Below are 15,656 nucleotides of genomic sequence, written 5' to 3' on the forward strand. Positions count from 1 at the left end.
GCGGCGAGCTCCACGGCTTCCTTGAGGATCTCGTTCTCCTAGGTCCCCCTACACACGTTGCAGCTTGGCGATGTCGGCGCGAGCTGCCGGTAGCTTCGAAGCCGCCACAACCACTTCGCCGGCACTCACGGCCACCAGCGAGCCTTCGCGATCCAGCCGCCGCCAACTGAATAGAAAGCTCGCCGACGCGCCCTCCTAGCGGGGCAGAAGCGAGGCGCTCATGCTCGGCTCATACGTTTTGCGAACAAAGGCAGCCTTCTCGGCAGCGGACCAACGCTGGTCCCGGGGAATCTCCTCAATCGTCTCTGTATGCCTAGTCATACGCACAGTCCTATGCCTACTCGAAGATAAGCGATGGACTCATTCCGGAGATTCAGGAGGCTATCGAAACCTATTTATACCTTCAGCCACCGAGAGCCCCTTCTCCGTGACTTGCATGACCGCCTCCCTCTTAAATTCCGGCGTAAACCGCTGTGCACTCATGGAATGCCTCCTATGCTCAAAAGGGCTGACCAGGTATGTCTACCTGCCTAGGGGCACTCTCATGAAGGAGATTTAAAGGTATCGGGCGATGCAATAGGTGATTCAGGTAAGGAAATCCCAATTTTGGTGATCCCGCTTGAAGAGATTGCAAAAGTGGTACCGCCGTGCATCCGTGCGATAGCTGCAACGATGGCCAATCCCAAGCCGTGATTGAGATTTGCATGTGCGCGGGACGCATCAGCACGATAGAACCGATCAAACAGGCGTGGCAGATGGATGGGATCGATCTCCGCTCCTCGGTTGATCACCGCAATGCTAACGTTGTCACGTTTGCCATCGGGTGTCTCCACTACGCTTTGGGAGATCTCGATAGTGATCGTTGATCCGGGTTCTGCATAGCGTGAAGCGTTGCCTAAAAGATTGGATAGTGCACGGCGAACCAAACGCGCATCCACAGCAACACTTGCATCTCCATCGATTAGAACTTGAAGGTGCGCTTCTTGAAGCACTGCCTCATGGAACTCGGCCACTTCTGAGGCAAGCTCTGCAAGACTCACTTTGGCGGATCGCCGCGCTTCAGTACCGCGGTCTGCGTGTGACAGAAACAGCATGTCAGCCACGATTCCGGCCATGCGCTGTAGATCCTCTAGGTTGGAGGCCAAGATGTCCTGTAGTTCAACAGCACTACGCGGTTTACGAAGCGCCAACTCGCAACTACTGATCAAGGTGGTCAACGGTGTGTTTAGTTCGTGTGCCACGTCAGCATTGAACGCCTCCATTTGTTGATAGGCGATGGCCAGTCGGTCAAGCAATGCATTGAACTGTGCGATCAATGGTCTTAATTCTTGAGGTTGATGGCTATCATCTAAACGGCGATGCAAGTCTTGCGCAGAAAGGCTTCGCGTTTGATCCACCAGTAGGCGTAAAGGCTTGAGTCCTATGCGAACAAGCCATGTGCTCGCAAATGAGACCAGCAATGCACCCGCCACGGCGGCAATGCCCAGGGTCCAGGCCAGACGATTAAGCAGTCGGTCATCTGGTCTACGGTCTAGCAACAGGACCGCTTGCATTGGCTGCAGGCCGTCGTTAACTGTCGGAACTTCCACTGAAAATTTGCGAACTGCAACCCGGTCGTCATCTTCAGGTTGGCGCAAAAGTTCAAATGCGCTTTTACCGGAGGTTGGCACCAGGCGTAAAGACAGTTCGTCATGCCCCGTGACGAAGTCGTTAAGCATGTGGTTCAAGGCCTCCGGGGAGTGAACCCCTCGGCTCTCGCTTAACAGGTGCTCGATTGCTGTTTTCTTGTGATCTAAGGTGTCTTGCTGACGTTCCGACAGCGTGACGGAGATCACGAAATAGACAGCAATGCATACAAAACCGAAGCCAACAATGGTTTGCAGTGCTAAGGCGCGGGCTAAACGTCGAGCTAAATGTGGTGCAGCGGTCTTGCTCATGTTGTGCGAGATTCGAGCACATAGCCCATGCCACGGACGGTGTGGAGGAGATGTTGCTCAAAAGGCTGATCAAGCTTTAGCCGCAGGCGTCGGATAGCGACCTCTACCACGTTGGTTTCACTGTCGAAATTCATATCCCAAACCTGAGATGCCAACTCTGTTCGTGTTAACACTTCCCCTTGGCGGCGTAATAGAAGGCTAAGCAAATTGAACTCTTTGGCCGTGAGCTCGATTCTCTGGCCCGCCCGCGTGGCCCTACGACGAATTAGGTCTAACTCTAAGTCAGCTAAGCGCAGAGTCGTCGCTTCGGGGGCGGCTTGGGCAACGCTGGGGCCACTGCGCCGTAATAGAACATGCAGGCGTGCGACTAGTTCAGAAAATGCAAATGGCTTCACGAGATAGTCATCGGCGCCACACTGCAGTCCCTTGACGCGATCCTCAACCTGGCCGCGGGCAGTCAACATCAGTACAGGTGTTTGTTTCGTTTGCCTCAGCGCAGCTAGCACGGCTAGGCCATCGATGCCCGGAAGCATGCCGTCAAGCACGATCAGGTCATAGTCCATTTCACTGGCCAGGTGCAGACCGTCAATACCGTTATGGGCGACATCCACAGTGAAGCCCTCCTCCGCCAGACCCTTGTTTAGGTAATCGGCGAGCTTGATCTCATCTTCTACAACCAGGATTTTCATGCTGACTATTCTGAGATAGGCGCACGCATTTTGAAAATGACAAATTTGTCATCCGGCTGTCACGATGGTGAGGGGAGCACTTTATTAGAGTGGCAGCGCCCACCCGCTTTCTATTCCTCACCTGGGCAATGTAACGCCCGGCTGACTTTGGATTGCACGGGTAGGAGTTTTAACAATGATTTCTTCGTCGTCTCATCGTGCTGGCCGAGCAGCTAGTGCGTTGCGTCATGCGTTGTTGTTCACCAGTTTGGCTTTAGCTGGCGTGGCAGGCATAGCGCAGGACAATCCTGCCAATAAGGCGTCTCTGGCACCACTGACTCTGGACACTGCAGTAGCACGCGCTATCGACCAACACCCTCGTTTACGAGCTGCCCAGCGCGGTCTTGAGGCAAGCGATGGAGCCGTTCTGCAAAGTAAGGCGAGGCCTAACCCTGCGCTCTCGTATTCACAAGAAGATACGAGCAGAGATAAACGTACCACGACGGTTCAATGGACCCAAATGCTGGAAATCGGCGGCAAGCGCGATGCGCGCATGCGTGCTGCAGCACGTGGCCGAGATGTGGCTGAGGCGGAGCTGGATGCCGCCAAAGCTAATCTTGTCGCAGATGTCCGACTCGCATTCTTTGGGTTGTTAGTCGCACAGCAGCGTGAAGTCCTCGCAGGACAAACTCTTGACATCGCTCGAAGCGCGCGTGAGGCTGCATCGAAGCGTGTAGCAGCGGGCAAGGCAGCGCCCCTAGAGGCCAACCGGGCCAGCGTAGCTGAGTCCAGTGCAGAGCTGGAGCAAGCCCAAGCTCAGGCCGCAAAACGAGTGGCTCGTCAACAATTACAGGCCCTTATAGGAGAGGGAGGCCCTGTATTTGGTGATGCGCAAGGCAAACTTGACGCGTTGCCTACTGTTCCGGAAATTGGGGTTCTTCAAAGCCGCTTGGAGCAGTCGCCATCCATTCAGCAAGCTCGCTTCACTGTTGAACAGAGCCGGGCGACCGCAGATCTGGAGCGCGCAAAGCGAATTCCTGACCCAACGGTGAGTCTAGGTATGAAGCGCGCTCAAGAGACCGGCAATCAACTCGTAGTCGGCGTCTCCATTCCTTTGCCTGTGCTCGATACCAATCGAGGAAATCAGTTGCAAGCCCTCCGCCTGGCTGACCAAGCTGAAGAGCGCTTGCTAGCTACCCGGTTGGAACTTCAGTCTCAACTTTATGCGGCGCGAGAGACGCTAGAGGCAAGTCGTAAACAAGCTATCCAACTGTCTGAACGCGTGCTGCCGACTGCACAAGTCGCCTATGAGGCGGCAAGCAAAGGATTTGCGCTAGGGAAATTCGGTTATCTGGACGTGCTTGACGCGCAACGCTCTTTGTTTGATGTACGTAATCAATACCTGGACCAGTTAATGGCCACACATCGTGCTTCGGCCGATATCGAACGCTTGTTGGGCACAACAGACGAGTAAGTTTTTTGCACAGATCATCAACATGAACGATACAAAACCATCTCCATTTGGGACTCGGCGTACTCAGATTGCAATTGCTGCAATCCTAGTAGTTGGCGCTCTTTCTGCTGCACTAATTCTTCGCAGTGGTCCAGATAGCAGCAGCGCTAAAGGTGCCGGAGGTCAGGGGCACTCAGAAGCCGCTAGCCACGCAGACACAGAACATCACGGCGAGAAGCAAAGCGGTGATCACAAAGATGAAAAAGGACATGCAGATGGTGAGCACCATGATGAAAAAGAGCAAAAGGACGGAGCCAAGTCTGCAGAGAAGAAAAGCGCCGAAGGTGCTCATGATGACGATGAAGGTCTAATCCAAATGGATTCGCAGCGTATGCAGGCTGCAGGCATTCGAACCGCAGAGGTCGGCTCTGCAACTGTTCGCTCAGTACTGCAACTTCCGGGGGAAATACGCTTCAACGAAGACAAAACGGCTCACGTTGTCCCTCGAGTCCCTGGCGTCGTCGACTCGGTACCCGCCAATCTCGGGCAGGTTGTAAAGAAGGGGCAGTTGCTGGCTGTGTTGAGCAGTGCGGCTGTTTCTGAGCAACGAAGTGAACTTCAAGCCGCTAGCCAACGCTTAGCACTGGCGCGTACAAGCTATGCCAGAGAGCAAAAGCTGTGGGAGGAGAAGGTATCGGCTGAACAGGATTACTTGCAGGCTCGGCAGACACTGCGCGAGGCAGAAATTGCCGTTTCAAATGCTCAACAGAAATTGGCGGCTAACGGCGCAGGAGGTGGCAGTGGTGCGCTAAACCGATTTGAGTTACGAGCACCCTTTGATGGAGTGATCGTCGAGAAACATATTGCTGCCGGCGAAGCCGTTCAGGACACTACTCAAGTTTTCACAATCTCAGACTTACGCTCCGTTTGGGCTGAAATGAGGGTTGCAGCATCTGACTTGCCCGCTGTGAAGGTAGGGGAAAAAGCAACTGTCAAGGCGACAGCATTCTCGTCGTCTGCGACTGGGGTGGTTGCTTACGTGGGTGCTCTGATTGGCCAGGAAACACGTACCGCTCCTGCTCGAATCACTCTAGAGAATCCTGAAGGTGCGTGGCGCCCAGGTCTATTCGTCAATGTGGAGTTGACGGCCTCTTCGCAACAAGTGCCAGTGGCGGTAGCTTCCAGTGCTATCCAGCGTCTGGACGGCCAAAACAGTGTTGTGTTTGTGCCCGTCAAGGGGGGTTTCCGAGCTCAACCTGTACGCGTTGGTCGCTCAGATCCCCAGACAACAGAAATTCTTGAAGGGCTGAAGTCCGGCCAGTCCTATGTGACTGAAGGCAGCTTCATGCTTAAGGCCGAACTGGGCAAGGCTACAGCCGAGCACGCACACTAAGCAAGGGCTGCAAATGTTCGAACGAATTATCCGATTTGCCATTGAGCAGCGCTGGCTGGTCATGGTTGCCGTTCTGGCCCTAGCGGCTCTTGGCGTATACAACTATCAACGCCTCGCTATTGATGCTGTACCTGACATTACCAATGTTCAGGTACAGATCAATACGCAGGCCAGCGGCTACTCACCGCTTGAGACTGAGCAGCGAGTCACTTACCCAATTGAAACGGTGATGGCCGGCCTGCCCAATCTGGAACAGACTCGCTCGCTGTCGCGCTACGGCCTGTCGCAAGTGACAGTAGTGTTTAAAGATGGCACTGACATCTACTTTGCTCGCCAGTTAGTCAACGAACGCATCCAACAGGCCCGTGACAATCTTCCCGCTGGTGTCACTCCCACGCTGGGACCTATCTCTACAGGTTTGGGTGAGATCTATCTTTGGACCGTTGAGGCCGAGGACGGTGCAAAGAAGGCAGATGGAACGCCTTACACACCTATGGATCTGCGCGAGATACAGGACTGGGTGATCAAACCGCAACTGCGTAATGTGCCTGGTGTCACTGAAATCAACTCTATTGGCGGGTTCGCGAAAGAGTATCTGGTTTCGCCACGCCCAGAACAGCTGGCGTCCTATGGTTTCACTCTTGCTGACCTGGTTGCTGCGTTGGAACGCAACAATACCAATGTGGGAGCTGGATACATTGAGCGTCAAGGTGAACAGTATTTGATCCGTGCCCCAGGTCAAGTCTCTGGCATTGCTGACATTCGAGAAGTGATCGTGGGTTCGGCTCAAGGCCAGCCCATACGTATTCGTGATTTGGCAGAGGTTGGCTTGGGTCGTGAGCTTCGCACTGGAGCTGCCACGGATAACGGCCGAGAGGTCGTGCTTGGCACGGTCTTCATGCTGATCGGGGAGAACAGCCGTGTGGTCTCGCAGGCTGTGGCTGCACGTATGGAGCAGATTAACCGCAGTCTTCCTGAAGGCGTGAAAGCGATCACGGTCTACGATCGCACAAACCTCGTCGATAAAGCCATCGCAACGGTCAAGAAGAATTTGGTGGAAGGTGCGGCTTTAGTTGTTGTCATCCTCTTCCTTTTCCTAGGCAACCTCCGCGCGGCCCTGATTACAGCGCTGATCATTCCGTTGTCCATGCTGTTCACCTTTACTGGCATGGTGCAATACAAAGTCAGTGCCAACTTGATGAGTCTGGGCGCTCTTGACTTCGGCATCATCATTGATGGCGCGGTGGTCATTGTGGAGAACTGCGTGCGTCGTCTTGCCCACGCGCAAGAAGCACGCGGACGCTCTTTGACGCGCAGTGAACGCTTCCACGAAGTATTTGCTGCAGCCAAGGAAGCGCGTCGGCCATTGTTGTTTGGACAATTGATCATCATGGTGGTCTATTTGCCAATCTTTGCGCTCACGGGTGTAGAGGGCAAGATGTTCCATCCCATGGCGCTGACTGTGGTGATCGCGCTTGCTGGCGCAATGCTGCTGTCCATTACCTTCATTCCTGCGGCGATTGCTCTTTTCATGGGCAACAAGGTTGCGGAGAAGGAAAATCGCCTCATGGTTTGGGCGCGTCGCGTTTATGCACCAGCCCTTCATCGCGTCATGAGAGCTCCTGCAGTTGTTCTGACTGCCGCTGGTGTGGCGGTGGTGTTAAGCCTGCTGCTGGCAACGCGTCTTGGTAGTGAATTTGCACCAAACCTCAACGAGGGCGACTTCGCCATTCAGGCTCTGCGGATTCCAGGAACCAGCCTGACCCAGTCCCTTGAGATGCAAATGCAGATCGAGAAAACCTTGAAGAAAGAGTTTCCTGAGATCGACAGGGTATTTGCTCGTTCAGGTACCGCGGAGATTGCCTCTGACCCGATGCCACCGAACATCTCGGACGGCTACATCATGCTTAAGCCGCAGTCCGAATGGCCGGATCCGGCACGTACACGAGACGATTTGCTGGCAGCAATTCAGGCCGCCGCAGATCGAGTTCCAGGCAACAATTTCGAGTTCTCTCAACCCATTCAGCTGCGCTTCAATGAGTTGATATCGGGTGTGCGTAGTGATGTCGCTGTAAAGATTTTTGGCGACGACATGACCGTGCTGGAGAAGAACGCACAAGCTGTCGCAGGCATGTTGCAGCAAATTTCTGGAGCCTCTGAAGTCAAGGTCGAACAGACCACAGGCTTGCCAATGCTCACCGTGAAAATCGACCGTGAGAAGGCCTCGCGCTATGGTTTGAACATGGGTGACGTGCAAGACACCATCAGTACGGCACTGGGCGGTCGTGAAGCCGGCACAGTTTTCGAAGGCGACAAGCGATTCGACATTCAGGTTCGCTTGCCGGACGAAGTGCGCAATGACATGGAAGCGATAGGACGCCTACCTATCGCGCTTCCACGCGGTACGGATGGCCGACTTGGTTTTGTTCCGCTTTCGGCCGTGGCTAGTTTTGATATCGCACCAGGCCCTAACCAGGTGAGCCGAGAGGATGGTAAGCGCCGCATCGTGGTGAGTGCCAACGTGCGCGGACGTGATATTGGATCTTTCGTCACAGAAGCACAACAACGCCTCGAATCGCTGCAACTGCCTGCCGGCTACTGGACCCGATGGGGCGGAACCTTCGAGAACCTCGAGTCGGCTAGAAAACGCTTGACGATTGTTGTGCCGGCAGCATTGCTGATGGTCTTTGTCTTGCTGTTTGCAATGTTTGGCAATGTTCGTGATGGTCTCATCGTGTTCACGGGCATTCCGTTTGCGCTGACAGGTGGCATCTTGGCGCTCTGGATGCGCGGTATTCCTTTATCCATTTCGGCAGCGATCGGGTTTATCGCACTGTCAGGTGTGGCAGTGCTCAATGGCTTGGTGATGATTGCCTACATCCGATCGCTGCGTGAAGAAGGCAAACGCCTGTATGAAGCAGTCACTGAAGGTGCTTTGACCCGACTGCGGCCTGTTCTGATGACCGCGTTGGTTGCATCGCTAGGCTTTGTTCCGATGGCCATTGCAACGGGCACAGGAGCAGAAGTTCAGCGCCCCTTGGCCACAGTGGTGATCGGTGGGATCTTGTCGTCGACTTTGCTGACCCTTCTCGTGTTGCCCTTGCTCTATAGCTTGATACACCGCAAGGATCTCTCCGAGACGGAGGATGAGCAGGTGTTAGCTTCTACTGAGGAAAAGCCAGCCTGATACAAGTAGTTCTACTCGCCTCGTAAAAGCCATGGCCTCTAAGGCCATGGCTTTTTTCTTGTAACAATACTTAATATGACAACATTGTCACATTCCTGTTGGCAATCTGTCGGTGGGTATTTTCTACACTTGACCCATCTTCTCTGAATAGACCACTTTCTTAGATGGAGAAGAAAATCAATTCACTTAAGGAGTATTAAATGGCTCACCGTAAAATTTTTGCATCTCTCACCGCCGCAGCCGCAATGGCAACCGTTCTGGCAATGCCTGGCGTCGCAGTCGCAGATACGTACTGGCACCCCACAAATAACGAGGCCGGTGTAAAAGCATACCCTGGACACTTCAAGAGCTCTCAAACCCGTGACCAAGTCCGTGCAGAAGCAGCGAATGCAGTGCGCGATGGTGGGGATACTCGGATGCGCGCAGGAAATTACCCTGCGGTTAAGAGCACAGGCCCCGAGAAGACTCGTCAACAAGTTATTGATGAGCTGACAAAAGAAACCCCTTCGCAGCGAGATGCTCGTAACCAAGCTATGGCTGGGTAATCAGTAATATTTTCTTGGCGTGGATTCGTGGTGACACGATCCACGCTTTTTTTTTGCTCAAAAAATGACAAAAATGTAATCTAAATGTCATCGTTTAGATCAGATTTTATCTCTACTATTGTGGGTTTTTGTAAATTCAAAAATAGTTTCATTGAGAAGCTGAATAGTTCTTGATTAAATTCTTTCCGTAAAATGAAGACTTTCAATAAAATAAGTGAATTCCTGCTATCTAGTGGCATGCAATCAACACGCATGATCATTGGAGTTAGTATATGGATTGCTATTTTTTCTAATTATTATCTTTGGCTGAAAATATCTAAATTAGGTGAAGAATCGGATATAAGTCTAATAATATCCTTTGTTTTTATATTAATTGGTTTGAATATTCTTTCGATTTCTGTTTTGGGATGGGGGAGGCTTTTAAGGCCAATTGCCAGCATCTTTGTCGTAAGTGCGGCTTCAGTTGCCTATTTCATGCAAGCATACGGGATTGTTATTGATTCCAATATGATAACTAATGTGCTGCAAACAGACTTCAAAGAAGCCTCTGATTTGATTAATTTGCAGATGATTTTTGTGATTTTGCTGCTGTCGCTACCTCCATTGTGGTTTATATGGCGCAGAAATTTCTCAAAATCTACTTTTGGCAAACTGATATTGCAGCGTTTGATGCTTGCTCTCCTGGGGATTTCAATAGCAGTGGTAAGCCTAATCGTTTCTTTTCAGGCGTTCTCCTCAACCATGAGGAACCATAAGGAGATTCGCTATTTGATTAACCCATACAATGGACTATATGCGGTCTTCAAGAAAATTGACGATTCCCAGAAGAGGAAATCAAAAGATTTGGTAAAAATAGGAGAAGGAGCATACATTGAAGGGGCTGTAGACCCTATAGTATTTCTTGTAGTCGGAGAAACCGCTCGTTCAGATCATTTGGGGTTGAATGGCTATTCAAGAGATACCACACCTTTGCTATCAAGTCGAAAAGACATCTTGTCATTTAAAAATGCCTGGGCTTGTGGAACGAGCACCGCAGAGTCACTGCCGTGCATGTTTTCACACTTATCGAGGGAGAAGTTCTTTGATCGACGAGAAAATTACGAAAATTTATTAGATGTTCTAAAAAAGGCAGGTCTGGATGTGCTTTGGGTTGACAATCAATCAGGGTGCAAGGGGGTATGTGCGAGAATACCTGCTGAAAATCAAGAGATAATCAAAGGTGACATCAATTGCAGAGATGATGGTTGCTTTGATGCAGCAGTGTTGAACAATCTCCAAAAGAAAATTGAAAACTTACCAAAGCTTGGTAAAGCTAAAGGAACCGTTGTTTTAGTTCACCAAATGGGCAGCCATGGCCCAGCCTATTACAAGCGTTCTTCACCAGATAGAAAAACCTACTTCCCAGAATGTGAATCTTCAGCTCTGCAAACCTGCAGTCGAGAACAAGTAGTCAATGCATATGACAACAGCATAAGAGAAACTGATTATTTCATTTCGAAAGCAATTGATTGGATTAAGGAGACCTATCCAGATAGGCCAACTGCAATGATGTATGTCTCAGATCATGGCGAGTCTTTGGGAGAAAATAACATATACCTCCATGGTCTTCCTTATAGTTTGGCGCCCGATGCTCAGAAACGCATTCCTTGGATCGTTTGGTTCTCTGAATCATTTAAGCGCGAAAAATTCGAAGATAAGGGATGTGCTGCTCTATTAGACGTTGATGCCAGGATAAGCCATGATAATTATTTCCATTCAGTTCTGGGATTAATGAGCGTAAAGTCTGAAATTTATAATCCTGGTCTTGATATTTTTGAAGAATGCAGGCGATCTTGATTATGACGGATTGTTGAATAAATAATTTCTGATTATCTATGTGGCTAGTGCCTAAATTGTTGACACGAATGCCAGCGGCTTAACCACTGCTGACTACCGCAGGTGGAGGTACTAATGCCCAACGCAGTGCATACCAGCGTACCCCTCCGCCCTGAAATAAGGAGCCGATAGTGAGCGTCTCGCCCGACTGAAGCGGTGCCTTCATGCGAGCCAGGCGTTCTTGCGTGGTTAGCTCTGCATGGAGGGCTAGGATCACGATGCATACCTGCTGCGCAGTCAGCCCAGCAAACAGCTGAAGCATCCCGGTCACTTTGATATCGAAGACTGGGATCTCTTGGTCAGACGTGTTCTTGTGTGAGAAAACACGCACTCCCTTTGCGCAAAGATCTAGCTCATGGATTTCCTCGGAAATGGACGAGGAACCGTGTCGTTACTGCGCGCAAACAACACCGGACAAGGAGACATAGCTCCCTGTCCGGGTTGGATTAGGAGTCTTTGCACCGATCTAATGGAGCAATGCAGAATGGCACTAGGCCGGCTGATGCGCAGACAAAGCGGCAGTTACTCTCAAAAGCTCAATCGCGTAGAAAATGCAGCAATGCTACCGATTCAGCCTCAACGGTACAAGATTACCAACGCACATAGCGCTCGAAATTCGCGCTGCGTGGATGATGCTGATCCGCCATGGCCCGGATATCCTCATGCAAGATAGAGACATAGTGCGCAGTCGTCTCTTGATGCTCATGGCCCAGCAGTAGCTGGATAGTGTGCAGAGACGCCTTTCCCTGGTACAGATGCGACGCAAAGGCGTGTCGCAATGCGTGGGGTGTCAACCGAAGGCCGCATTCGCGACCGTACCGGCTGACCATTCTGCGCAACTGGTAGTAGCGATAGTCTGGATAGCGTCCGCTACTAACGAACAGTTTGGATGTGGATCTTTTGCCATGGCCTCCGGCTGCAAGGATCACTTGTCGTGCCGTTTTGTACTGCGCAATCCAATACCTGGCATGTTCTCCAACGACAACCAAGCGCTCTTTGCTCCCCTTCCCCCATATCTGCAAGGGCTTGCCGCTGGCGGGGACCTGATCGAGCGTAATGTTCAGCAGCTCTCCTGCACGTAGCCCGGATCCATAAAGGAGCTCCAAAGCTGCACGATCTCGCATGCCTTTGGCCGTTTTCGTGTCCGGTAGCTCCATCAGCTTAGCGATCGCGTTACTGGATGGTGGGCGACGCGGGCGACGCAAGCCCCCGCGAAGTGGTAGCAGTGCGCGGTGAACGCCAAGGTCCACGATGCCGGACTCTTTCGCCCAGCGGTACAACCGCTGCAGCATCCATTGTTTGAGGCGTAGTGCCGAAACAGATCTGGTGTCTTTCCAGCTAAGTAGGAATACCTGCAGGTCGTCGACCGAAGCATGTTCCCACGAGCGACCGGTCGCTTCCAACAGCCATGCGTTGAAAGCTCGCAACTGGATCTGGAGGACCTGAAGAGTGCTTTCTGCAAGGCCCTCTTGAAAAAATAGATCGGTTAGAAAATCTCCAAAACGGAAATCCCAGCCGGCGGGAACATCCATCGTGCCGGCAACTATCAAATTATTCATTCATCTACCCGTGTGAATGCCCGCACGAAGAAGCCGCCTCATCGGCGCCTTCTTTGGCTGGCGAGACACACACCTCGACAGTTCAAATATAGATCAATTCGGAATTGATATGTCAAGCGGAAACCGTGATGTATGTAACGCACGGTTTCCGCTGGAGGCAACGCCGACCGCTCCCTAAAGTGCGGTCCATGCAAAAGCAATCACATATCAAAGCAATGCCTCGCATAGTGATAGGCAGGCTTGCCGCAGCCGCGGCTTTGTTCGTTGGCCTGACGGCTGGAGCAATAGCTGCAGACGTATCAGAGAAGGTTGCGGCGCAGATCAAGGCCGGCGTCAACGCAAACACGAACGGAGCGGTGCGTGTAGAGCAAATCAATACAACTCCGCTCACCAACATTTATGAGGTGATTTCCGAAGGGGAGATATTCTATGTGAATGAAACGGGTCGTTACAGTTTTGTGGGCGGCTCGTTGATGGATTTGAAGAGCAAAACAGACCTGACCGCCTTGCAACAAGACAAGAGGATGGTCATTCCATTCAACAAGCTTCCCCTGCAGCACGCGATTAAGGAAGTGCACGGAGATGGAAGCCGTGTGATGGCGCTCTTCGAAGACCCGTTCTGCCCCATCTGCCGAGTCTTCACAAAGTTCGTCGACCAGATCGACAACGTGACGATCTATCGCTTCATCTTCCCTATCACTGATCGGCGAAGCCAATCTCTTGCACGGATGGCCTGGTGCTCACGCGACCGTGCCGGCGTGTGGAAAGCCATCATGGACGGCGCACGGCCGCAATTGCCCGAGTCGTGCAACACCGATGGTTTGGTCGAGATCCTCAAGCTCGGTGAGCGCTATGGCATGAACAACACGCCCACCGTGGTGCTGGCAAGCGGCAAGCGCTTGGTTGGCGCCACACCGCCCGAGCAATTCATGGAGGAGTTGGAGCGTGGCGGTCGTTTGAAGGCGGACCAACGATGATCGCGCCCGCCTCCGTTCGCCCCCTCATTTCTGCCCTATTCCCTGCGCTTGCCATTGCCATGGCGACAAGCTCTCACGCGCAGTCCTGGGAGACCATGCGAGAAGTCGTCTTCGACAGCTCGGTGTTTTCGTCCACGGGTACAGCGGTGGACCGGGAGATCCTCAAGACAGTTTGGGCAACAGAGCTTTCCGCTCCACGACTGGGCAGCGCAGGAAAGCGCATGCCTGCGTTCGCGCTGCTGGGTGACACCGCAACCGCTGAGGGCAAAGTCATCTTCAGCATGTTCGCCGCTGCGGGCAACACACTTTGCCTGGATGCACCAAATGGCGCGGCAGCCATGGACATCTACAGCGTCTGCACCATGCGTGTCATCGCTTGGCCGCCTCGGCCTGGACTGCGCGCCATTGAACTCCCCGGCTACTGCATGTTGTACGCCAATACCGACCGATCACAGAACCGTGTCGAGTACCGCATAGAGCAGACCCAGCCAGCCCTGACGATTCGATTCCGGGCATGGCAGTTCGGCAAAGTCATTCCCGCATGCAATCGCGCTATGCGCCTGAGCTAGTCATGAGCTGCCGCATTTTCCCGCGACTATCCAAGCTTGTGTGGCTATTGCCAGCCGTGGCTTTGGCCGCCATCGTCAGCTCTTCAGACATTACCCAAGCCATTCAAAACTCGCCAAATGCGAGTGCCTGGCTAAAGCAGAACGCGCAGGCTGTGGCCAACCTTGCTATCAACGTCGAATCGGGCGGCAACACCAGCGCATTCAACGGCAGCTGCTGCTATGGCGTCCTGCAGATGAATAGGACAAACATCGCCAAGTATGCAGGAGTGACACCTGAACAGTATCGCCAACTGCCCCTGCAGGCTCAGATCGATGCTTGGTCGCAACTGACCGCCGACGCCATGCGTTCCGGCGTGGTCCGCCAATTGATTGGCTCGGGCACTTTTGATGGGCGCGCCGTTGACGGGAATCTGGTGCTCGCTTGCGTGCAGCTTGGCATCGGCAACTGCCAGCGAATGATTAACTCGGGGTCTTGCCGTGGCTTTGCCGACAGCAATGGCACATCTATATGCGACATGGCCGACAGGATGGCCAATGGACGACCTACCAACCCAGGCAACACCAACCCGCTCGGAAACGGCTCTGGAAGCACGGGTGGCAACGGTGGCACCGGGTTGGGGGGTAGCAGCTGCCCGCGAGACGCCACCGGTGCATGCATGGAAGTCTCGGCAGCAATGCAGCAAGGCTTCCTGCAGGGCTCCGGGATGCAGATGCCCAGCCTCAAGCAAATGCTGCTTGCAGGAAGCGGCGCGTTTTTCTTTCTTGTCACAGCCAGTGCCTTCAGCGGCCTTTACGGTCGCTACACCTCGGGACGTGTTGCCACGAGCGAGCTAGTGCACTATCTCGTGAAAGGCACAACAACCTTGCTCATTGGGCTGTTGGCCCTCTCGATGCTGTGAGGCGCGGATGTTTAGCCTAGCCCACATCACTCGCAATCTGCTATTAGCAACCCTCGTCGCTGCACCTGGCCTGTCCCTGGCCCAGTTGCCGCCGAAAAAGCTCCCGACCTACGACTGCCTTCGCGGAAATTCCAGGTCTGCCCACTGTGAGCAACTGCTCCGCAACTATTGGCAGCACGAGCCGGCCATTCGCGCGATCGCTGTTCACTACGGACTGGAACCAGCGCTGCTAATGGCTCTCGTGGCTATCGAGAGCCAATTCAACTCGCGTGCGAGATCGCCTGCAGGTGCGCTCGGTCTCACTCAAGTCATGCCAGATACGGCCCGTGGCGAAGGCTTGCGGGACCCAAAGGTCAACTTGTATCAGCCCGAGCTTGGGCTGGCCACCGGCGCAGCTTACCTGCGAAAGATGTGGTTCGAGTTTAGAGACTGGGAGCTGGCACTCGCCGCATACAACGCCGGCCCTGGCGCCGTGCGTAAGCACAAAGGCATTCCGCCGTACCGCGAAACACAAGCCTACGTCCCCATGGTTCTCGCTTTGTACCGCGAGTTTGCCTGGGCAGACGCCATGGCCCGAGCAAGCAAATGAGGAAC

Annotated in this window: 12 protein-coding genes and 1 pseudogene; 9 read left to right on the forward strand and 4 right to left on the reverse strand. The window is 53.1% G+C overall.

The annotated features are described in order from the left end of the window. Positions 1-41: 41 nt before the first annotated feature. The 3 genes and pseudogenes from Cte04_RS22090 to Cte04_RS19820 all read right to left on the reverse strand — a co-directional run. Positions 42-321: pseudogene (locus Cte04_RS22090) on the reverse strand (transposase); the annotation flags it as partial. A gap of 221 nt (positions 322-542) precedes the next feature. After that, positions 543-1,937: a heavy metal sensor histidine kinase gene (locus Cte04_RS19815; protein WP_083526771.1), complete on the reverse strand. Its 1,395-nt coding sequence runs from the start codon at positions 1,935-1,937 to the stop codon at positions 543-545. Next, entirely contained in the window at positions 1,934-2,626 is a 693-nt protein-coding gene (locus Cte04_RS19820; RefSeq protein WP_003062499.1) for a heavy metal response regulator transcription factor, read from the reverse strand. The genes Cte04_RS19815 and Cte04_RS19820 overlap by 4 nt, the downstream gene beginning before the upstream one ends. A gap of 175 nt (positions 2,627-2,801) precedes the next feature. Between Cte04_RS19820 and Cte04_RS19825 the strand changes: the two genes are divergently transcribed. The 5 genes from Cte04_RS19825 (at position 2,802) to Cte04_RS19845 (ending at position 11,019) form a co-directional block, all read left to right on the forward strand. Then, entirely contained in the window at positions 2,802-4,079 is a 1,278-nt protein-coding gene (locus tag Cte04_RS19825; RefSeq protein WP_059441837.1) for a TolC family protein, read from the forward strand. Between the two features lie 22 nt (positions 4,080-4,101). Next, a complete protein-coding gene (locus tag Cte04_RS19830; RefSeq protein WP_059441836.1) occupies positions 4,102-5,451 on the forward strand; it encodes an efflux RND transporter periplasmic adaptor subunit in 1,350 nt (449 codons plus the stop codon). A gap of 13 nt (positions 5,452-5,464) precedes the next feature. After that, positions 5,465-8,638 (forward strand): efflux RND transporter permease subunit, encoded by a 3,174-nt coding sequence (locus Cte04_RS19835; RefSeq protein ID WP_054075962.1) that lies wholly within the window; start codon positions 5,465-5,467, stop codon positions 8,636-8,638. Between the two features lie 200 nt (positions 8,639-8,838). After that, complete coding sequence (locus Cte04_RS19840) at positions 8,839-9,183, forward strand: DUF4148 domain-containing protein (RefSeq protein ID WP_019042316.1); 345 nt, start codon at positions 8,839-8,841, stop codon at positions 9,181-9,183. A 252-nt stretch (positions 9,184-9,435) separates the two neighbouring features. Then, complete coding sequence (locus Cte04_RS19845; RefSeq protein WP_230629845.1) at positions 9,436-11,019, forward strand: phosphoethanolamine transferase; 1,584 nt, start codon at positions 9,436-9,438, stop codon at positions 11,017-11,019. A 629-nt stretch (positions 11,020-11,648) separates the two neighbouring features. Here the strand turns inward: Cte04_RS19845 and Cte04_RS19850 are convergent. Beyond that, complete coding sequence (locus Cte04_RS19850; RefSeq protein WP_245633457.1) at positions 11,649-12,617, reverse strand: tyrosine-type recombinase/integrase; 969 nt, start codon at positions 12,615-12,617, stop codon at positions 11,649-11,651. Between the two features lie 215 nt (positions 12,618-12,832). Between Cte04_RS19850 and Cte04_RS19855 the strand changes: the two genes are divergently transcribed. The 4 genes from Cte04_RS19855 to Cte04_RS19870 are packed head-to-tail and all read left to right on the forward strand — an operon-like array spanning position 12,833 to position 15,651. Beyond that, positions 12,833-13,594 carry a DsbC family protein gene (locus Cte04_RS19855; protein ID WP_019042139.1) on the forward strand — a complete coding sequence of 254 codons (762 nt, stop codon included), beginning with the start codon at positions 12,833-12,835 and terminating at the stop codon, positions 13,592-13,594. Then, positions 13,591-14,163, forward strand: coding sequence for a hypothetical protein (locus tag Cte04_RS19860; protein ID WP_019042140.1), 573 nt, complete (start codon positions 13,591-13,593; stop codon positions 14,161-14,163). Before Cte04_RS19855 ends, Cte04_RS19860 begins: the two co-directional genes overlap by 4 nt. Beyond that, positions 14,136-15,062, forward strand: a complete 927-nt coding sequence (locus tag Cte04_RS19865) for a hypothetical protein (protein ID WP_029158308.1) — start codon at positions 14,136-14,138, stop codon at positions 15,060-15,062. Before Cte04_RS19860 ends, Cte04_RS19865 begins: the two co-directional genes overlap by 28 nt. Positions 15,063-15,069: 7 nt before the next feature. Further along, on the forward strand, positions 15,070-15,651 hold the full coding sequence (locus Cte04_RS19870; RefSeq protein ID WP_019042142.1) for a lytic transglycosylase domain-containing protein: 582 nt from the start codon (positions 15,070-15,072) through the stop codon (positions 15,649-15,651). Positions 15,652-15,656 lie beyond the last annotated feature (5 nt).

The sequence above is a fragment of the Comamonas terrae genome (genome assembly GCF_001544075.1).
Lineage (GTDB): Bacteria > Pseudomonadota > Gammaproteobacteria > Burkholderiales > Burkholderiaceae_C > Comamonas > Comamonas terrae.